The 20,290-nt window shown below is 72.2% G+C and carries 14 protein-coding genes and 1 riboswitch; of the genes, 10 read left to right on the forward strand and 4 right to left on the reverse strand.

What is annotated here, in order from left to right; genetic code table 11:
* Positions 1 to 135 precede the first annotated feature (135 nt).
* Positions 136 to 1,518 carry an IucA/IucC family protein gene (locus ACQPZ4_RS25065; RefSeq protein WP_433065835.1) on the forward strand — a complete coding sequence of 461 codons (1,383 nt, stop codon included), beginning with the start codon at positions 136 to 138 and terminating at the stop codon, positions 1,516 to 1,518.
* Here ACQPZ4_RS25065 and ACQPZ4_RS25070 read toward each other — a convergent pair.
* The gene (locus ACQPZ4_RS25070; RefSeq protein WP_433065838.1) at positions 1,515 to 3,278 is read right to left on the reverse strand and encodes a substrate-binding and VWA domain-containing protein; all 1,764 of its coding nucleotides are present in this window, start codon (positions 3,276 to 3,278) and stop codon (positions 1,515 to 1,517) included. The two genes, ACQPZ4_RS25065 and ACQPZ4_RS25070, sit on opposite strands and share 4 nt — an antisense overlap.
* Positions 3,279 to 3,381: 103 nt before the next feature.
* Complete coding sequence (locus ACQPZ4_RS25075) at positions 3,382 to 4,455, reverse strand: type III PLP-dependent enzyme (protein WP_433065840.1); 1,074 nt, start codon at positions 4,453 to 4,455, stop codon at positions 3,382 to 3,384.
* 80 nt (positions 4,456 to 4,535) lie between these two features.
* Between ACQPZ4_RS25075 and ACQPZ4_RS25080 the strand changes: the two genes are divergently transcribed.
* The 5 genes from ACQPZ4_RS25080 to ACQPZ4_RS25100 all read left to right on the forward strand — a co-directional run bounded on the left by ACQPZ4_RS25080 (position 4,536) and on the right by ACQPZ4_RS25100 (position 13,060).
* A complete protein-coding gene (locus tag ACQPZ4_RS25080; RefSeq protein ID WP_433065843.1) occupies positions 4,536 to 5,738 on the forward strand; it encodes a ferric iron reductase in 1,203 nt (400 codons plus the stop codon).
* A 57-nt stretch (positions 5,739 to 5,795) separates the two neighbouring features.
* Positions 5,796 to 9,860 (forward strand): DEAD/DEAH box helicase, encoded by a 4,065-nt coding sequence (locus tag ACQPZ4_RS25085; protein ID WP_433065846.1) that lies wholly within the window; start codon positions 5,796 to 5,798, stop codon positions 9,858 to 9,860.
* A gap of 103 nt (positions 9,861 to 9,963) precedes the next feature.
* Positions 9,964 to 10,632, forward strand: a complete 669-nt coding sequence (locus ACQPZ4_RS25090; RefSeq protein WP_433065849.1) for a hypothetical protein — start codon at positions 9,964 to 9,966, stop codon at positions 10,630 to 10,632.
* A 34-nt stretch (positions 10,633 to 10,666) separates the two neighbouring features.
* A riboswitch (S-adenosyl-L-homocysteine riboswitch) is annotated at positions 10,667 to 10,755 on the forward strand.
* Between the two features lie 19 nt (positions 10,756 to 10,774).
* Entirely contained in the window at positions 10,775 to 12,295 is a 1,521-nt protein-coding gene (ahcY, locus tag ACQPZ4_RS25095; RefSeq protein WP_433065852.1) for an adenosylhomocysteinase, read from the forward strand.
* 228 nt (positions 12,296 to 12,523) lie between these two features.
* Entirely contained in the window at positions 12,524 to 13,060 is a 537-nt protein-coding gene (locus ACQPZ4_RS25100) for a dihydrofolate reductase family protein (RefSeq protein ID WP_433065854.1), read from the forward strand.
* Positions 13,061 to 13,093: 33 nt separating this feature from the next.
* Here the strand turns inward: ACQPZ4_RS25100 and ACQPZ4_RS25105 are convergent, their stop codons facing one another.
* On the reverse strand, positions 13,094 to 13,972 hold the full coding sequence (locus ACQPZ4_RS25105) for an ATP-binding protein (RefSeq protein WP_433065857.1): 879 nt from the start codon (positions 13,970 to 13,972) through the stop codon (positions 13,094 to 13,096).
* A 167-nt stretch (positions 13,973 to 14,139) separates the two neighbouring features.
* Between ACQPZ4_RS25105 and ACQPZ4_RS25110 the strand changes: the two genes are divergently transcribed.
* The gene (locus tag ACQPZ4_RS25110; protein ID WP_433065860.1) at positions 14,140 to 14,781 is read left to right on the forward strand and encodes a DUF1275 family protein; all 642 of its coding nucleotides are present in this window, start codon (positions 14,140 to 14,142) and stop codon (positions 14,779 to 14,781) included.
* Positions 14,782 to 14,791: 10 nt separating this feature from the next.
* Complete coding sequence (locus ACQPZ4_RS25115) at positions 14,792 to 15,661, forward strand: NAD(+)/NADH kinase (RefSeq protein ID WP_433065863.1); 870 nt, start codon at positions 14,792 to 14,794, stop codon at positions 15,659 to 15,661.
* Between the two features lie 494 nt (positions 15,662 to 16,155).
* Here the strand turns inward: ACQPZ4_RS25115 and ACQPZ4_RS25120 are convergent, their stop codons facing one another.
* Entirely contained in the window at positions 16,156 to 16,419 is a 264-nt protein-coding gene (locus ACQPZ4_RS25120; protein ID WP_433065865.1) for a UBP-type zinc finger domain-containing protein, read from the reverse strand.
* Between the two features lie 88 nt (positions 16,420 to 16,507).
* Here ACQPZ4_RS25120 and ACQPZ4_RS25125 point away from each other — a divergent pair, with 88 nt between their 5' ends.
* Positions 16,508 to 18,169, forward strand: a complete 1,662-nt coding sequence (locus tag ACQPZ4_RS25125; RefSeq protein WP_433065868.1) for an FAD-dependent oxidoreductase — start codon at positions 16,508 to 16,510, stop codon at positions 18,167 to 18,169.
* Positions 18,166 to 19,596, forward strand: coding sequence for an ATP-binding protein (locus ACQPZ4_RS25130; protein ID WP_433065870.1), 1,431 nt, complete (start codon positions 18,166 to 18,168; stop codon positions 19,594 to 19,596). Before ACQPZ4_RS25125 ends, ACQPZ4_RS25130 begins: the two co-directional genes overlap by 4 nt.
* The last annotated feature ends 694 nt before the right edge of the window (positions 19,597 to 20,290 follow it).

The raw sequence follows: 20,290 nt of genomic DNA on the forward strand, positions 1-20,290 counted from the left end.
TGCTCCAAGCTGATCCTCGCGTACATCACAGCATTTCCGCAGGTAACCCGGCAGCCGGGTGGTCGGCGCGGACAAATTGGGCCGAACGGACGACGCCGATCACATCGGTCGCAGCGGCCTCTCTAGACTCGGGCGGTGACCGCACCCGACGTCGCCGAGACCGCCGCGGCGCTGCAGGAGCACCGCCCGCACCTCGTGCCCGCGTTCCACCAGAAGACCCGGGAGGCGCGGGCGGCGGTCCTGACCCGGCTGTGGGGTGCGCTGTGGCGGGAGGGTCTCGTCGACCCGGCGCGCCTCGACGGTCCTCCCCCGCCGCTGTTCGGCCCGCCGACGCGGGAAGTGGTCGTGGACGGCACACCGTTCGACGACCCGGGGACACTCGCGGCCGCGCTGCACCTGAAACCCGCGTTCAAACGGGAACTCGACAACAGTGTCGCGAACCTGGCCCTGGCTATGACGGCACCGCCGCCGCCGTTCGGCGGCCTCGTCGGGGCGGAACAGTCCATCGTGGACGGCCATCCGCTGCATCCGTGCTGCCGCACCAGGATCGGCATGTCGACCCTCGACGTCCTCGCCTACGCACCGGAGCACCACCCGGACGTGGCGCTGCGGATCGTCGAGGCCGACCCGGCTGACTGGCGCACCGCCGGAACCCCGGTCCCGCCCCGCTTCCCGGTCCACCCGTGGCAACTCCCCCGGGCCCTCGCCACCGGCCTCGTCCGCGACACCGGCGTCGATGTCCCGGCGCGGCCGCTGATGTCGCTGCGGACCCTGGAAACGGCCGGCGGGCACGTCAAGACGGCGGTCGAGGTGCAGATGACGTCGGCGGTGCGGACCCTCTCCCCCGCGGCCATCCACAACGGCCCCCTCGCCTCCGACCTCGTCGCGTCGCTGGCCACCGGCGGCCTGCACGTGCTGCGGGAGGTGAGCGCCGGCACCGTCCTGGACAACCGCACGCTGGGCGCGGTGTGGCGGGAGGCGCCCCCGCCCGGCGCGGACGTGCTGCCCCTGGCGCTGCTCCCCCACCGGCCCGACCTGGCCACGCCCGGCTTCCGCAGGGCCCTGGTGGAGCTGGTCCTGCCGCCGATGCTGCGGCTGCTGCACGACGGTGTCGCCCTGGAGGCCCACGGCCAGAACACCCTCGTCGAGCTCGATTCCAGGCAAAACCCGGTCCGGGTGTACTACCGGGATCTCGGCGGTATCCACGTGCACCCGGAGCGCCTGGCCCGGGCCGGCCGCCGCATGCCGCCGCTCATCGGGGCGCTGCCGACCCGCGACGAGGACGCGTTGCGCACGAAGCTGGTCGCGTCGCTGTTCGCGACGGTGCTGTCCAGCATCGCCGGTGACGGACTGTGGGAGGACGTCGCGGCGATCGTGGCGGGCACAGGCGGTACCAGCGACGGCTCCTGGATTTTGAACAAGCCGTGGCCGGTGAAGGCGACGACGGCGATGCGCCTGGCCGCCGACCCCCTCACCGACCGCTGGTGTGCGGTCCCGAACCCGCTGCGGGCCCGTTAGACCTTGCCGAAGATGGCGGTGAGCAGGACCTCGTTGATGTCGAACGCGGTCTTGGACGTGTAGAGGCTGCCGCCGGAGACCCGGGAGATGTCCTGCAGCGACGCGAAGTCGGCGTCGTTGCCGTAGCCGACGGTGACGATCGGGACCTTCTTGTCGCTGCCGGCGTTCGCCTGGAGTTTCTCCCGCAGCTGGTCGAGGTTGAGCCCGCCGGTGGAGTCGTCGTTCTTGCCGTCGGTCATGAGCACGACGAGGTTCGTGGCGCCGGGCTGGTAGGCGTCGACGACGGCCTGCTGGGCGGCGGCCGCGGTGTCGTAGAGGCCGGTGTCGCCGGTCGCGGCGAGCTTGTCGATCGCCGTGGTCATCTGGTCCCGGCGGGGTTTGCCGCTGACGGTGTCGCCGACCCGGCCGATGGGGACGAGCTGCTTGTAGTCGGTGTTCCCGGCCTGTTTCGTGGAGAACACCCACAGGCCGGCGTCGACGTCGCCGTCGAAGAGCTCGACGGCGGAGCGGGCGGCGTCCTTGGCCAGTTGCATGCGGGTCTTGCCGGTGCCGGGGACCTGTTCGTTCATCGACCCGGACACGTCCAGGACCAGCAGCACGTTCGTGGGGCGGGTCAGCGCCGTCCAGGTGTCCATGGACTGTTTCACGGACTCCGGCAGCAGTACCGCCCGTGGCACGGTCTTGATCCGCGCCGCGAACGTCGACCCGGCCAGGGCGGCACCCCCGACGCGGTTCGGGTCGCGGAACCCGGCGTCGAGGAACACCTGGCGTCCTTCGGGGCCGCGCGCGTAGGCGAGGAACGCCTTGGCCGCGTCCTGTTTGTCCTTCGACGCCCACGGCGCCTCGAGGATCAGGTACGGGTTGTCGGCGTCCGCGGACCCGTTGGACGGGTACACGGCCACGAGCGGGGTGTGCGGGTTCGACTTGTTGTAGGTGAGGACGTCCTGCTCGAGGGCGGGGAACGCCGACACGTACTGCAGGCCCTGCTCGGCGCCGGCCTTGTCGGCCTTGGACAGCCCGTCGAGCAGCTGCGCGGTGGTGTCGGTGTAGACGGCCCGTTCCTGCTTGAGCTTCGCAAGGGTCGCCTGCTCGTCGGGGGTGACCTCGCCGTCGTCGTTGCCGTCCAGGATCGCCATCAGCGCGAGGAGGCCGGACGTGGACTGCAGCGGGTCGGACATCCCGAACTTGAACTTGCCCCACTGGGCCTTGTTGTACTTCGCCCAGCCCTGCGGGTCCGCCGCCACCTTGTTGATCATGTCTTGCCAGGAGATCTCCCCGTCGGGCCAGCCCAGCGCCTCGGCCATCGGCTTGGGCATGGCGAGCACGGACGGGCTGCGGGCGAGGCTGGGCTGCAGGTCGGGCATCATCCGCTCGGCGATCGCGGCCGTGGAGGCGCGCCGGACCCAGGCGGACGAGTCGGGGACCCACACGTCGGGCGCGGGGCCGACCTTCGCGTCCCACTGCGTGCCGAGGGCCTGGGCCATGACGGCGGTGTCGCGGGCGGACACGGCGACGTGGGCGCACTGCCCGGCGACGGCCGGGTCGGTCGCCGACCACTTCGTGGCGAGGTCTTCCAGGAGGGTCGCGGTGGCCGGGGAGGCGACGACGGTCGCGGTCACGGACCCGGTGCACGTCGTCTTCGTCAGCTTGCCGTACGCGAAGACGCCGCCGGCGCCGACGAGCACGACGACGAGCCCGCCGATGATCCACGGGGTGAATCGAAAGCGGTCCTGAGCTGGGCTGCGGCGGTGTGACCGCACATCTGCCCGGTCGGCCGGGTGGGCCATGGGTGTGCCTCCGGGGGTGGGAAGTCGGCATAGTGTAGGCCCTCGTCAACCCCGGTCCCCGCCGCCCCGGCCCTGCTCAGGTCACGATTCGGAACGCCGGCGGGTCGAGGCGCAGGAAGCCGTGGTGGGCGACCTCCCACCCGTACGCGCCGGTGGTCGCGAACAGCAGCACGTCCCCGGCCCGCAGCCGTGTCACCGGCTCGTCGCGGGCCAGGACGTCGCGCGGGTTGCACTGTTCGCCGGCCACCGTGACCTGCGCATCGACCACTTCGGGACGCTTCCACGGGTACGGCCACTCGTCGACTTCGAGGACGGTGAACGGGTGGCTGTACCCCCAGGAGGCGGGGAGCCGGAAGTGGTGGGTGCCGCCTTTGACGACCGCGAACCAGGTGCCGTGACTGGCCTTGATGTCGAGGACTTCGACGGCGTACCAGCCGGCCGGGGCGGCGACGTACCGGCCCGGTTCGACGACGAGGGTCTTGCCCGCCGGGAGAGAAAGATCACCAAGGGCGGCCAGGTCGAAGGCCTGCTGCCCGGTCATGTCGACGCCGAACCCGCCGCCGGCGTTGACGACGTGCCCGATGGTGGACCATTCCAGGCAGCCCTGGATGTAGGCGGCGTGCGCCTCGGCGTCGAGGTTGTTCGACACGGCGTGCAGGTGCACCCCGAGCACCTCGTGCCGTTGCGCGGCCTGCAGAGCCTCGTCCAGGTCGTCCTCGGCGAAACCGAACTGGGTCGGGACGCCGGACATCCTGTGCCGGCCGGGCAGCGCCGGGTGGCGGCGGTTGACCCGCAGGCAGATCCTCGCCCGGCCGGGGATGCGCCGCAGCTCGTGGAGGCTTTCGACGTTGATGACCGCGTCGCGTTCGACGGCCCGCTGCAGCAGCGCATCGGGTTTCGCCGGGCCGGACAGAATGAGCGGTTTCCCGGTACCGGCGGCCGCTTCCAACTCGCCGGCGGAGGCGACCTCGATCGCGTCGGCGGCGTGGGCGGCGGCGTCGACGATGCTGGGGTGGCCGTTGGCTTTCATCGCGTACGCGATCCGCGTCCCCGCCGGCAGCGCCTGCCGGAGGGCGTCGATGCGGGCGCCGACGATCGCCGGGTCGTAGACGTATGCGGGCAGCGGCCCGCCGAGGACGGTTTCGCGCACCCTCGGGTCTCCTTTTTGAGCATCGGACACCCTGGACTCCGTTCGCGGTGGCGCCGGGCACGCACAGTAAGCTCACGGCGATGCGCCTCATCGACGTCCGCGACCCGATCGCGTTGTGGCAGTACGCGGAACGGTATCTCGGGGTCGGGACCCGCACCTACAGCCCCTACGCCGGCGACCTGGACATCGCCGACGCGTACCACCCGCAGCGCGGCACGGCGACGTTCCAGCTCCCGACCTTCCGGGTGCCTGCCGCCCTCGGCACGTTCCGGCACGCCGGCACACCGTCGCCGCTGCCCGCGTTGTACACCGACGGTGACGGGCTGCTGCTGCCGGTGCATCCGAACACCCTCGACAGTCCCGACCTCGCGGGCCGTTCGGCGCTGCTGGGCCTGGAGGCGGGGCCGGCTTTGACGGTGGTGCCGTCGGCGAACGCCCGGACCGTGTTCGTCACCGCCGTCGACGGCGCCCCGGTGGAGCCGCATTTCGTGAAGCTGCACTATCCGCGGCGGCTGTCGCGGTTCACCCGCCGCCTGCGCCGGCCGGTGATCGAGCTGCAACTGTGGGTCTCCGACGAGCTGCTGCGGGCCGGGACGCCGGTCCTGCCGGAGGTCGGCGGCGGCTGGTTCGACCCCGGCCTCGGCGACGACGCGTGGGGGTTCCTGATCCGCGCCGCCCGCCCCGTCACGCCCGCCCCGGCGGGTACGGTGCCGCTGTTCGCCCTGTACGGCGGGGACCTGCGCGCCCCCGCCGACCCGACCCTGCTCGAGCAGCTCGTCGACGCCTCCGGCGAGGCGCCCCTGGACTATGTGGCGCAGCGGGTCGTGGCGCCGATGGTGCGGATGTGGTCGTCGGCGGCCCGCGCGACCGGGTGCCCGCTGGAGACCCACGGGCAGAACACCCTCTTCGCGTTCTCCGGATCCGAGACGCAGATTTTGTACCGCGACTGCGCCATCTACGTCGACAGCGCCCTGCGTTCGGCGGCCGGGCTGCCGCCGTCGCTGCCGCCCGCGAACGTCATCCCCCGCGATGTGCCCCTCGCCTCCGATGAGGTGTTCTCGCTGACGTACGACAGCTTCATGGGCCACCACGCCCTGTCCTATGTGGCCGCGCTGGCCGCGTCGCGGTGGGGGGTGCCGCCGGCGGCGCTGCACGAGGCGGCCCGGGACGCGTTCACCGCCCCGGACCTGCTGCCCCGGACCGTCTTCTACTACGACAACGTCCTGTACGACAACGGCGACTGGAAGCTCGTCGACACCGGCCAGCCCCCGCAGTGGCGCTGACCTGTCCCGGGGTGCCGTTCCCCGGTCCCGGCCGCGGCGCGCAGTAGGGTCGGTGCGGTGATCGTCGTGCACGGCCTGGTGCTGCCGGACGGAACCCTCGGCTGCTGGGCCGAGTCCCCCGCCGCGGCCAGGCCGGCACCGTCCACTCCCCCGCCGGCCGAGCCTGATCCTGATCCTGCTGTTTCGGCGACCGGGCCAACGGCTGCCGCGCGGACCGCGCTGTCGCGGGACGCGCTATCGCGGGACGCGCTGTCGCGGGACGCGGTGGACTCGGGCGACGCCACCGGGACGGCCGTGCACCCGTTCGCGGTGCTGCCGCCGCTGCCCGGGACGGTGACGACCGCCGACCTACTGCTGCCGTCGACGCCGTCCCGGCCAGGCGCGTCACCGGAGCTGGCCGCGCATCTGCCGGCCGGTCACCGCGAGCCGGCCGCCCGCCGCCAGACGGTGTGGACGGTCCCGGTCGTGGTCCTGCCGGCCGGTACCGACCCGGAGCAGCTCCTGACCGGCGACCCCGGCACCGCCCCGGGCTCGTCGATCGGGTACCTCGCCGACCTGCTGTCCTTCGCCACCTCCCTCGTCGACCGGGGCCGGTTCCTGCCGGCGCTGACCACCGAATCCACCCCGGCGTCGCTGGCGTCGCTGGCATCGCCCGGCCGCGGCCCGGCCGGCCGCTGGCTGCCGGTCCTGTGGGGCGCGGACGCCGCCGCGTTCGACGTCCTGTGCGGCTCGATGCCGGGTGTCACCGCCGCCGTCGTCCCCGAGCCGGCCGCGGCCCGTCTGAAGACCCGCACGGTGACGTGGTCCACCGCGGACGCCGCCCGCCAGGCCCTCACCGCGGTCGTCGACCACCTGGTCCGCGCCCGGCTGCGGGGCCGGCCGCTGCTGACCGATGCCCAGTCCCGGCACACGAGCGCCGTGCACGCCTGGCTGTCCGCGCTCACCACCGCCGACCCTCGCCTGCGCACCCTGCCTCCCGGCACCGCCACGCCGGCGCCGCCGTCCACCGGCCTGACCGGTCCGGCCGGCCTGACCGGCGTGAGTCCCGCGGCGCTGACCGCCCGAGCCGAGGCCCGCGCGATCGCCGAGGCCGCCGCCCGCCGCGGCGCCACCTCGGCACCGCCCGCCGATCCGTCCACCGATCCGTCCGCGGGTCGGTCCGCCTCCGCCTCCGCCTCCGCCTCCGCCTCGTCCGCCGACCGCGTCGCCCCAGCGCCGGCCGCCGGCCCCGCAGTCTCGGCAGTCTCGGCATCAGCGCCGTTGACGGCACACGTCGCCGGCCGTGACGACGAGCAGCCGTCAGCGATCGATGCCACGACGGACGGCGGCACTGCGCCGCTGCCCGCCGCAGCACTCCCACCGCCGGCCGGCGGACAGCCGCAGGTACCCGGCGACGGCCCGCCGCCCGGCGGCCAACCGACCGCCGCGCGTCCGGGGCCCGGCGCGACTCCGGACGGCACCACCGCGGCCCTCGGAACCATCGCCGCCCCCGGCACCGCGTCGGCGTCCGCGCCACCGGAGCACCTCACAGCCCGCGCCAACCAGCCGGCGGCGGCGTCGGCACGATCCGCAGCCGCCGCCGACGACCACGCGCCTGCGAGTGGCCCCGCAGTGCCGGACGCGGAGCGACCGAAGCTGTCCGGCGCCGCGGCCGGCGGGACGCCGGCTCCGCTCGAGGCACCGGAGTCCGGGGCCTCGGCCGAGGGGCGTGGGGCGTTCATGGCTGACGGGCCTGAGGTGGCGCGGCTGCGGGAGGTGCTCGAGCGGTGGGCGGACAGCGGGCGGCCCGCGCCCGTGCGGCTCTGTTTCCGGCTCTCCTACGTCGAGGGCGGCGACGAGGACGACGACGACCTCGCCCCGCCCCCCGAAGGCGACCTGATCCCGAAGACCCCGAAACCCGCCGGCCGCGCCGCCGCCCGGCGGCGCACGGAGCTGCCCGCCACGCCCAGGCCGGCGTCGATGGACGAGGACGGCGGGTCGTGGCTCGTCGAGTTCCTGCTGCAGCCCGCCGAGGAGCCGGGCCTGCTCGTGCCCGCCGCCGACGTGTGGCACGACGCGGCGTCGCCGCTGTTCAAGTGGGTCGACTACCCGCAGGATGTGCTCCTCGCCGACCTGGGGCGGGCGGCGCGGCTGTGGGCGGACCTCGACGAGGCGCTGTGGGCGGCCCGGCCGGAGTCGCTGCGCCTCGACACGATCGGCGCCTACCGGTTCCTGACCCACGCGACGCTGCTGCACGACGCCGGGTTCGGGGTGCTGCTGCCCGCGCAGTGGCAGCGGCGGCAGGAGCTCGGGCTGACCCTGACGGTCCGCACGAAACAGCCGGCGGCGCCGGTGCTGCGGGACACGACGACGAACCGGGCCGCGATCGTCGCCTACCGGTGGGGGCTCGCGATCGGCGACGAGTTCCTGTCCGAGGCCGACCTCGCCGAACTCGCCCGGGCGAAGGTGCCCCTGGTGCGGCTGCGCGGGCGGTGGGTGCACCTGGACCGGGAACGGCTCCGGGCCGGGCTCGCGTTTCTGCGCCGCGGCGGCCGCGGGGAGATGACCGCCGGGGAGGCGATGCGCCTGACCCGGCTCGTCCCCGACGGGGACCTGCCGCTGCCGGTGACCGGCGTCGACGGGGAGGGCTGGCTCGCCGACCTGCTCACCGGCCGCGCCGCCGAACACCTGGAACTCCTCGACCCGCCGGCGGGGCTGACCGCGACGCTGCGCCCGTACCAGCGGCGCGGCCTGTCGTGGCTGGCGTTCCTCGACGCGGTCGGGGTCGGGGCGCTGCTCGCCGACGACATGGGCCTCGGCAAGACCGTCCAGGTCCTCGCCCTGGAGGCGCACCTGCGCTCGCGGGGGCCGCGGCCGCCGACGCTGATCGTGTGCCCGCTGTCGGTGCTGGGCAACTGGCGGCGGGAGATCGAACGGTTCACCCCCGGCCTGACGGTCCGCGTCCACCACGGCGCCGCCCGCCTCACCGGCACCGGCACCGCCGCGGATCTGGTGCTCACCACGTACCAGGTGGCGACCCGCGACATCGACACCCTCGCCGCGACCGCCTGGGACCGGGTCGTGCTCGACGAGGCCCAGCACGTCAAGAACGCCACCGGGGTCACCGCGCGCGCCGTGCGCCGCCTGCCGGCCCGGCACCGGGTCGCGCTCACCGGCACCCCCGTCGAGAACCGGCTCACCGAGCTGTGGTCGATCGCCGACTTCCTCAACCCGGGCCTGCTCGGCGAGGCGTCGATCTTCCGGGCCCGCTATTCGGTGCCGGTCGAACGCTGGGGCGACGACGACGCCGCCCGCCGGCTGCGGCGGGTGACCCGGCCGTTCCTGCTGCGCCGGGTCAAGACCGACCGGGCGGTGATCGCGGACCTGCCGGAGAAGGTCGAACGCCGCCAGTGGTGCAACCTGACCCTGGAACAGGCGACCCTGTACAAGGCGGTCGTCGACGAGCTGTTCGTGAAGCTCCGCGAGGGCCGCGCCGGGCCCGCGCGCAAAGGCCTGGTGCTGTCGGCGATGACGAAACTCAAGCAGGTGTGCAACCACCCGGCGCACCTCATGGGCGACGGCACACCGCTGCCGGGCCGGTCGGGGAAACTCGCCCGGCTCGAGGAGATCCTGTCCGCGGCCCTGGCCGCCGGCGACCGGGCCCTGGTGTTCACGCAGTTCGCGCGGTTCGGGCACCTGCTCGTGCCGCACCTGGCGCAGCAGCTCGGGGCGGGGGTCGAGTTCCTGCATGGCGGTACACCCAAAGGCGCCCGGGACCGCATGGTCGACCGGTTCCAGTCCGGGTCCGGCCCGGGGGTGCTGCTCGTGTCGCTGAAGGCGGGCGGGACCGGCCTGAACCTGACCGCCGCGAACCATGTCGTGCACGTCGACCGGTGGTGGAACCCGGCCGCGGAGGCGCAGGCGACCGACCGGGCGTTCCGCATCGGGCAGCGCCGCGACGTGCAGGTCCACACGTTCGTCTGCATCGGCACCATCGAGGAACGCGTCGAGGAGATCATGGCGAGCAAACGGGACCTGGCCGGGGTCGCGGTCGGCTCCGGCGAGGGCTGGCTCACCGGGCTGTCCACGAACGACCTGCTGGACCTGATGTCGCTTGGACCCGAGGCGGTCGGTGATGCCTGAGACGAGATGGTCCCACCAGTTTCTGGCCATGCTCGAATCCTTGCGGATGGGTACGACATTTTCGGCGGGCCGCCGCTACGCCCGCGCCGGACAGGTACGCTCCGTGACGATCTCGACCAGTATCGTGACCGCGCTGGTGGTCGACGAGGACGGCGAGACGTACCGTGCGAGGATCGGCGTCGCCGCGTTCACCGCCGCCGACTGGGCCCGCATCGAACGTGCCCTGGCCGGCGAGGCGATCCACGCCGCCCGGCTGCTCGCCGGGCACCTGCCCGAGAACCTCGAGACGATCCTCGCCGGGTTCGGCCTGGCCCTGTTCCCGCAGTCCCTGGCCGAGATCGTCCTGGACTGCTCGTGCCCCGGCTGGCAGAAACCGTGCCGGCACCTGACCGCCGCCTGCTACGTCCTCGCCGAGGAGTTCGACGCCGACCCGTTCGCGATCCTCGCCTGGCGGGGCCGCGGCCGCGACGAGCTCCTCGAGGCCCTGCGCGCCCACCGCGTCTCCGCCCTGTCCCACATCGCCCGCCACCAGCACCCCGAGCCTGTTTCCTCAACCCCCGCCGCCGGTACCTTCTGGCAGGCCGGCCCCCGCCGCCGGCCCCCGGACCCGGACGTCCCCGGCTCCCTGCACCGCGGCGACGCGATCCTCGAACAACTCGACCCGCTGCCGCTCACCGCCGGCCGGTACGACGTCACCGACCTGTTGCGTAACGCCTATCACACCGTCACACAGCGCGACCCGGGGTTGCCGGAGCGCCGCCACAGCCGGTAACGTCGAATTCCAGCGGCGCTCCGACGCCGCGGTCAGGGCCGAGAGGCGCTGCGACGGACCTCCGGGGTCCGCCACGCTCGGCCAGCATCTGACCTCCCTTGACCCCAAGGGCGCCTCCTGTCACCGGGAGGTGACCTCAGGTATGTCCGAAGCACGCACCGAACACACCCTGCAGCAGCTCGTCGAGCACGGCCACCCGTACCTGCAGCGACACGACGGCCTCGACTTCGCCGTCGCCGACCTGTCCCTCGCCGACGCCGGCCGCACCCAGATCCGCCTCGCCGAACACGAGATGCCGGGCCTGATGGCGACCCGCCGCGAGTACGCCGCCGCCCAGCCGCTGCGCGGCGCCCGCATCGCCGGCAGCCTCCACATGACCGTCCAGACCGCGGTCCTCATCGAAACCCTGGTCGCGCTCGGCGCCCAGGTCCGCTGGGTGTCGTGCAACATCTTCTCCACCCAGGACGAGGCCGCCGCCGCCGTCGTCGCCGGCCCCCACGGCAGCGCCGAGCGTCCCGCCGGCACCCCGGTCTTCGCCTGGAAGGGCGAAACCCTCGCCGAGTACTGGTGGTGCACCGACCAGCTGTTCCAGTTCACCGCCGACAACGGCGACATCCTCGGCCCGAACATGATCGTCGACGACGGCGGCGACGCCACCCTCCTGCTCCACCAGGGCGTCACCGCCGAAACCCGCGGCGCCGTGCCGCAGGCAGCCGACGGCGACGACCCCGAGTACCGGATCATCCTCGCCGCGCTGGCCGCAAGCCTGGCCCGCGACCCGCAGCGGTTCACCCGGATCGCCGCCGGTGTCCGCGGCGTCACCGAGGAGACCACGAACGGCGTCAAACGCCTCTACAAGCTCGCCGAATCCGGCGAGCTGCTCTTCCCGGCGATCAACGTCAACGACTCCGTCACCAAGTCGAAGTTCGACAACACCTACGGCATCCGCCACTCCCTCCTCGACGGCATCAACCGCGCCACCGATGTGATGCTCGCCGGGAAACTCGCCGTCGTCTGCGGCTACGGCGACGTCGGCAAGGGCGCCGCCGAGGCCCTGCGCGGCATGGGCGCCCGCGTCGCCGTCACCGAGATCGACCCGATCTGCGCCCTGCAGGCCGCCATGCACGGCCTGCCCGTCGTCCACCTCGACGACGTCATCGACACCGCCGACCTGGTCATCACCGCCACCGGCAACAAGGGCATCGTCACCGCCGCCCAGCTCGACCGCCTCAAGCACAACGCGATCGTCGGCAACGTCGGGCACTTCGACAACGAGATCGACATGGCCGGCCTCGCCCAGCTGCCCGGCATCACCAAACGCGAAATCAAACCCCAGGTCCACGAATGGGTACGCGCCGACGGCCGCTCCCTCATCGTCCTGTCCGAGGGCCGCCTGCTCAACCTCGGCAACGCCACCGGCCACCCGAGCTTCGTCATGTCCAACTCGTTCACCAACCAGACGATCGCCCAGATCGAGCTGTTCACGAAGCCCGACAGCTACGACCGCCAGGTGTACCGCCTGCCCAAACACCTCGACGAGAAGGTCGCCGCGCTGCACCTCGACGCCCTCGGCGTGCGGCTGACCGAACTCACCAAGGACCAGGCCGAGTACATCGGCGTCGACGTCGCCGGCCCCTACAAGCCGGAGCACTACCGCTACTGACAATCCACCGACCGCCGCGCCGCGAGCCATGTCACCATCCGGCTCGCGGCGCGGGGCGGTGCCGGGGGCATGCCACACCGGCCGGCGGCACACCGCCGGCCGGGAGACCCTCGGGGCCGGAGTTCGGCTGGAGGTTCGTCGCGCCGGATCGGCGGCAGCGATGATTCGGCGGCCCGCAGCTCGTCACATGGGGCGACGACCCACCCGACGGCGAACGGCGGTACCCCGATGGCGACCATGCTCTACTCCGCGACGATGTCCCTCGACGGCTACATCGCCGGGCCCGGCGGCGACATGAGCTGGCTGACCCCGCACATCGCCCCGAACCCGCTCGTCGACGACCTGATCCCGCAAATCGGCGCGATCATCGTCGGGAACCGTACGTTCGGCGGCGACGACCCGCACCGCGGCACCGACGGCGCCGGGAAACCGTTCGGCGGCGGCTGGGACGGCCCGCAGTACGTCGTCACCCACCATCCCCGCCCGTCCGGTGACGGCATCACGTTCGTCGGCGACGTCGAAACGGCGGTCCGCGAGGCGAAAGCCGCCGCCGGCGACCGCTACGTCAACATCATCGGCGCCGACATCGCCCGGCAGTGCCTGGCCCTCGGCGAGCTCGACGAGATCCTCGCGATCACCGCCCCGGTCCTGCTCGGCGGCGGCACCCGCCTGTTCGCGTTCGCCCGGCCCCCGGTGCGGCTCGAACAGGTGCACGTCTCCCACACCGCGCAGGCGATCAACACCTGGATGCGGATTATCGATTAACGGATTACCGGATCCAGGAATCCGATAATCCGCTCAGCGGCGCTGCCACACCTCGGCGTCCGCCGTCCACCGCAGCGTCGTCACCGCCTGCAACACCAACCCGCCAGTCAGTGACGGCGTCAGGTACAACTCGTCCGCCAGAGAGCGGATGATGTGCAACCCCCGCCCGTGCTCGTCCAGCACGGGATCGGCGTGCCCGTCCCCGGAGCCGGCAGCCGCCGCCGGCGAGGACAACGGCGAAGGCGAGGACGAAGAAGCCGACGACACCGCACCGCCGTCGCCGCCGCTGAAACCGCCGAACCTGCCGAACCCGCCAGCCGCGCCGAACCCGTCACCCGACGGCCGCGCCGCCGGCACGACCGGCCCAGCGCCCGAGCCCGCCGCCGAGCCCGCCGCGATTCCAGCCCCCATCGCGTCCGGAGAAGCCGCCGTCACGTCCGAAGCAGCCGCCGTCACCTCAGCCGCCGAAGCCGCCGGCACCGCTCCAGCCTGAGCCGGCAGGTCAGGCCGCACGGACACTCCGGGCTCCGCCGAGCCGGCCGAGACACCAGACCCACCCGAACCACCGGCCCCGGACCCGGCAAGACCAGACGCCGTGAGACCAGACGTCGTGAGACCAGGCAGCACAGCCGGAGAAGGCGCCAGCCGAGCCGGATCCACCACCGCCCCAGCGTTGATCACATGGATCACGCACCGCTCCCCCGACACGTCGATCGTGATCTCATAGTCATGGATCTGCAAAGCATGCTCGATCACATTCGCGCACGCCTCGGTCAGGATCAGCCCCACATCGTCGCGGCACGACGGCTCCACGCCCAGCGTCCGCAGAGCCTGATCCAGCAGCCGCCGCACCACCGGTACCGTCGCCGCATCCCGCGGCAGGTGCAACGCCAGCCGTAACGCGATCGACACCCGACCCCCTCCCGCGCGAACCAAGCGGCCCCGAGCAAGCGACCCGGGCAAGCGACGAAGAACCAGCGGCCCCGGACCAACCGCCAACGTACCCGTACCCAGGATGAACCCCACAGTCACCCGGGGTGGGTGAGGGACGGACCCCGCCGGCAGGGAAGCGGCACAAGGTGCGCCGAACCGTGTGGATCCTCGCCCTCGCCGCAGGCTACGTCGACGGCCTCGCCCTGCTGTACCTCGGCGGCGTCTTCGCCGGCGTCGTCCCCGCCAACCTGCTCCTCGTCGGCATCACCGCCGCCACCGACCCCCACCACCTCACCGGCACCGCCGCCCGGGCCGCGCTCGCCGCCGCCGTCTACACGATCACCGTCGCACTCGCCCGCAACCTGCCCCCGGCTCGCTGCCTCGTCGCCGGGCTCGCCGCCCTGTGCACCCTCACCGGCGCCTGGGCCGCCGTCCACCACGACCCGCACGGCGTCGCCCAGCTGCCGCTGCTCGTCCTCGCCGCCATCGCCGCCGCCCTGCAGGCCGCCGCCCAGCGCGACAGCGACCAGCCCACCGGGTACCTCACCGGACCCCTCATCCGCGTCGACGACGGCCGCATCCACCTCGCCGGCGACGGCGCACCCCTCATCGCCGTACCCCTCGGCGCCGCCGGGGCCGCGCTCCTGCTCGACAAGGTCCCGTGGCTCGGACCCCTCCCCGCCGTCGCGCTCGTCGCCGCCGCCGTCGTCCTGCGCGCCCTCCCGCCCCGCAAGACCCGCACCCGCGCCGACACCACCCCCAGACCCGAACCGGCCCGCACCCCGTAAAGTTGTCCCAATGGGGATGGTGCACACCGTCGGACTCGTCCTGCATCCACGCCGCGACTCCAAACCGGCCATCGACGCCGTCATCGACTGGGCCCGCAGCCGCGAGACCACCGTCCTCGGCCTGCCCGACGAGGTCGACCGCATCGACTGCAGCGCCGTGGCCGTATCCGCCGACGAACTCGTCGGCCGCGCCTCCCTCGTCGTCAGCCTCGGCGGCGACGGCACCATGCTGCGCAGCATGCGCCTGCTGTCCGGCAAACCCACCCCGGTCCTCGGCGTCAACCTCGGCCGGCTCGGCTTCCTCGCCGAAGTCTCCGTCGACGAACTCCCCGACGCCCTCTCGGCCATCGACGCCCACCGCTTCACCGTCGAACCCCGCATGGCCATCCGCACCACCCTGCCCGACGGCACCGACGTCACCGCGTTCAACGACATCGCCCTCGTCCGCACCCCCGGCCACGGCCTCGCCGCCATCGCCATCTCCATGCAGGGATACCCGTTCGTCCGCTACGCCGCCGACGCCCTCATCGTCGCCACCTCCACCGGCTCCACCGCCTACAGCTTCTCCGCCGGCGGACCCATCGTCTCCCCCACCGTCGAAGGCATCCTCGTCGTCCCCGCCGCCGCCCACTCCGCCTTCAACCGCGCCCTCGTCCTGTCCCCCAACGAAGACCTCGACCTGGAACTGCTCCCCTCCAGCGGCCGCCTCGTCATCGAAGTCGACGGCGAAGTCCTCGGCGAGCTCAACCCCGGCGACACCCTCACCGTCTCCGCCGCCCCCGCCGCCGCCAAAGTCGTCCGCCTCGGCTACACCACCTTCTACGAGCGCGCCCGACGCAAACTCCAGGTCAACGGCAGCCTCGAAGTCGAACTACCATAAACGCCGCGTTTGTACCGCCTGAGCCTCCACCACCAGCGCCCCGGCCAACAGCAACCCGGCCACGAGACGCCCGCCACCGCCTCGCGCCGCCCCAGCCACCGCTCAGCCACGACCCGCTGAGCACCGACCCGCTGAGCACCGACCCGCTGAGCACCGAACGCCGGCCTGCGGACCAGAACACCGCACCCCAGAAGCGCACCTCAGAACCGCGCACCTCAGAACCGCGCAGGCCGGCGTCGAGGGCCACACCCGCACGACGCAGGACACCGCACGTCACGACGGCGCCCAGCAGCACCGCGACCCGGAAACGGCGCCCCCCAGCACGGCCAGTGCCGGCAACGCGGGCAGCAAAAAGCCGGCCGCGACAAACGGCGCCCCCCAGCACGGGCTGCGCCGGCAACGCGGGCAGCAAAAAGCCGGCCGCGACCGCGACACACCCCCACCAGCAGGGCACAACGCGACGGGCCGGCCACAGCAACCTCAGCGCGGCGACCTCAGCTGTGCGCCCGCGACGGCAACCCCGGCACCGACACGATCGCCTCGTCCGCGTAACACCACACCCACTCCTCACCCGGCTCGAACGACTGCACCAGCGGATGCCCCGACGACCGGAAATGCGCCGTCGCATGCTTCGCCGGCGACGAATCGCAACACCCCACATGCCCGCACGTCAGGCACAACCGCAAATGCACCCAACGCCCGCCCACCGCCAGGCAGTCCTCACACCCGTCCGCCGACGGCTCGACCTCGGCCACCATGTCCACATGCGTGCAACCACTCTGCATCGCACCACCGTAAACCCCGTCACATTCGTCGCGCGGCCCATCGCGTGGTTGGATTGACCGCATGGCCAAGCCAGCGATCTTGACCGTCGACGACGACCCCGCCGTCTCCCGCGCCGTCGCCCGCGACCTGCGCCGGCAGTACGGCGAGGAGTACCGCATCGTCCGCGCCGACTCCGGCCGCGAAGCCCTCGACACCCTCAAGGAACTCAAACTCCGCGGCGAACAGGTCGCCGTCCTGCTGGCCGACTACCGCATGCCCGAAATGAACGGCCTGCAGTTCCTCGAGGCCGCCATGGACCTCTTCCCCCGCGCCCGCCGCGTCCTGCTCACCGCCTACGCCGACACCGACGCCGCCATCCAGGCCATCAACATCGTCGACCTCGACCACTACCTGCTCAAACCCTGGCACCCGCCGGAAGAAAAACTGTACCCGGTCATCGACGCCATGCTCGACGCCTGGAAAGCCGCCCCCGACCGGCCCTCCGTCGACGTCAAAATCATCGGCCACCGGTGGAGCGCACCCTCATTCAAGGTCCGCGACTTCCTCGCCCGCAACATGATCTCCTACCGGTGGTACACCACCGACGACGCCGAAGGCCAACGCCTCCTCACCGCCGCCGGCGTCAGCCCCGACGACGTCCCCCTCGTCATCACCACCGAAGGCAAAACCCTCCTCAACCCCACCGAAGCCGAACTCGCCATCCACGTCGGCCTCACCACCACCCCCACCACCGATTTCTACGACCTCGTCGTCGTCGGCGGCGGCCCCGCCGGCCTCGGCGCCGCCGTCTACGGCGCCAGCGAAGGACTCCGCACCGTCCTGCTCGAAGAACGCGCCACCGGCGGACAAGCCGGCCAATCCAGCCGCATCGAGAACTACCTCGGCTTCCCCGACGGCGTCTCCGGCGCCCAACTCACCGACCGCGCCCGCCGCCAAGCCGTCAAATTCGGCGCCGAACTGCTCACCGCCTGCCGCGTCACCCGCCTCGAACCCGCCGGCAACACCCGCGTCCTGCACTTCGAAGACGGCACCACCATCGCCGCCCACGCCGTCATCCTCGCCACCGGCGTCTCCTACCGCCGCCTCACCGCACCCGGCCTCGCCGACCTCCACGGCCGCGGCGTCTACTACGGCTCCGCCGCCACCGAAGCCCCCTCCTGCACCGACCAGGACGTCTACATCGTCGGCGGCGCCAACAGCGCCGGGCAGGCCGCCATGTTCTTCTCCCGCTACGCCAAACGCGTCCACCTCATCATCCGCGCCCCCAACCTCAACGCCTCCATGTCCCAATACCTCATCGACCAGATCGACAACGTCGAACACATCCAGGTCCACCCCTGCACCGAAATCGCCGCCGCCCACGGCGACGAACACCTCGAACGCCTCGAACTACGCCCCCTCGACGGCGGCGACGGCCGCACCGTCGACGCCTCCTGGCTGTTCATCTTCATCGGCGCCGAACCCCGCACCGACTGGCTTGACGGCACCGTCCAACGCGACCCCCGCGGCTTCGTCCTCACCGGCCCCGACCTGCTCACCGGCGACGGCCCACCCCCCGGCTGGCGCCTCACCCGCGACCCCTACCACCTCGAAGCGTCCATCCCCGGCGTCTTCGCCGCCGGCGACGTGCGCGCCGACTCCGTCAAACGCGTCGCCTCCGCCGTCGGCGAGGGCGCCATGGCCGTCTCGCTCGTCCACCGGTACCTCCTGGAGTCCCAATGACCAACGGCCGCCGCCTGAGCACCGACGAACTGCGCGGACTGTTCCTCTTCGAAGCCCTCGACACCGACAAACTCGACTGGATCGCCACCCGCGGCTGGGCCGTCACCCACCCCGCCGGCGACGCCATCTACACCGAAGGCGAACCCGCCACCTGCTTCGTCGTCCTGCTCTCCGGCACCGTCTCCCTGAGCCGCAACATCCGCGGCGACGACGTCGAACTCTCCCGCACCGACCAGGCCGGCGTCTACGGCGGCGCCACCCAGGCCTACCTCGGCGAACAGGTCGCCCAGGTCTACAACAACACCATGCACGCCATCACCGACGCCGAAGTCCTCGAAGTCCCCGCCGCCGAATTCGGGCCCGTCATCCGCCAATGGTTCCCGATGGCCATGCACCTGCTCGAAGGCCTCTTCTTCGGCATGCGCAACAGCAACAACGCCGTCGCCGAACGCGAACGCCTCCTCGCCCTCGGCAGCCTCTCCGCCGGCCTCACCCACGAACTCAACAACCCCGCCGCCGCCGCCGTCCGCGCCACCGCCGTCCTGCGCGACAAAGTCGCCGGCATGCGCCACAAACTCGCCATGATCGCCGACGGCCGCCTCGACGGCGAACGCCTCCACACCCTCGTCGAACTCCAGGAAGCCGCCGTCAAGAAAGCCCAGAACGTCACCAAACGCAGCGCCCTGGACATCTCCGACGCCGAGGACGCCATCGGCGACTGGCTCGACGAACACCAGGTCAACGGCGCCTGGGACCTCGCACCCACCCTCGTCGCCGGCGGCATCGAACTGCCCTGGCTCGAAGGCGTCGCCGACGGCATCGGCGACCTCGACCTCGAACCCGCCGTCCGCTGGCTCTGCTACACCATCGAAACCGAACTGCTCATGGGCGAGATCGACGACGCCGTCGGCCGCATCTCCGGCCTCGTCTCCGCCGCCAAGCAGTACTCCCAGCTCGACCGCGGCCCCTTCCAGGTCGTCGACGTCCACGAACTGCTCGACGCCACCCTCATCATGCTCAACGCCAAAATCCCCCAGGGCGTCCGCGTCGTCACCGAATTCGACCGCGACCTGCCCCGCATCCCCGCCTACGCCGCCGAACTCAACCAGGTCTGGACCAACCTCATCGACAACGGCGTCTCCGCCATGCACGGCACCGGCACCCTCACCATCACCACCGCCCTCGACCCCACCGGCGACTGCCTCACCGTCGACATCGCCGACACCGGCACCGGCATCCCACCCGACGTCCGCCCCCGCATCTTCGAACCGTTCTTCACCACCAAACCCGTCGGCGAAGGCACCGGCCTCGGCCTCGACATCAGCTACCGCATCGTCGTCAAAAAACACCACGGCGACATCCGCGTCACCTCCGAACCCGGCAACACCCACTTCACCGTCGTCCTCCCACTGCGGGAAACCGCCTGAGCGAAGCACCGCCCCTGACCCGGTGGACGCGCACCAAGGCGCTCCTCGGCCACTGGCCCGTCCACACCCCGCTCGGCCGCCGGCCACTCCCACCGCAGGCGCGCGTCCTCAAACAGGTCGACACCGCCACCATCTGCGCCATCCACGCCGGAACCCGCGCCGGATGGCTCCGCTCCCACCTGCGCGCCGACGGTCTGCACTCCCTCGTCCCCGACCCGCCTGACTGGTCCTGGCCCGGCGCCGCGGACCTCGGCGGGGCGGCACCACCCGCGCCTGGCAGTGCACCATCCTGCTGCGCATGATGACCGGCGAGGACACGTACCTGTGGGGCCTCGACCACGAGGGCGACTGTGGTCCCGGCTTCCCCTGCGGCTTCATCCCCGTCCCGGACGCCTGAGGCGCAGCCCCGCAACCACGAAGGCGCGCCCGTCCGGGCTCCCCTGTTTGTATTGGTGCAGGTCGGCGCGTAGCGCCGAACGTTAATAGTTTTGGCGTGCCGCAAGGCACGCTGCCTAAGGCGTCCTAGGACGCTAGGAACGAGGCTTGGATACCGGCAAGAAATGTTGTGGGAACCCTACAAGCGGGAGGGCCTAGGATGCGTCGACAGCCGCATTGGTGTACTCGGCAGTAATCAAGCAGGGTGTAGGCCGGGCGCCTCCGCAACACGGGGCGTACGGCACATGTGCGGGCAAGT

The organism is Dactylosporangium sp. CS-033363 (genome assembly GCF_050942475.1).
Taxonomy (GTDB): Bacteria; Actinomycetota; Actinomycetes; order Mycobacteriales; family Micromonosporaceae; genus Dactylosporangium.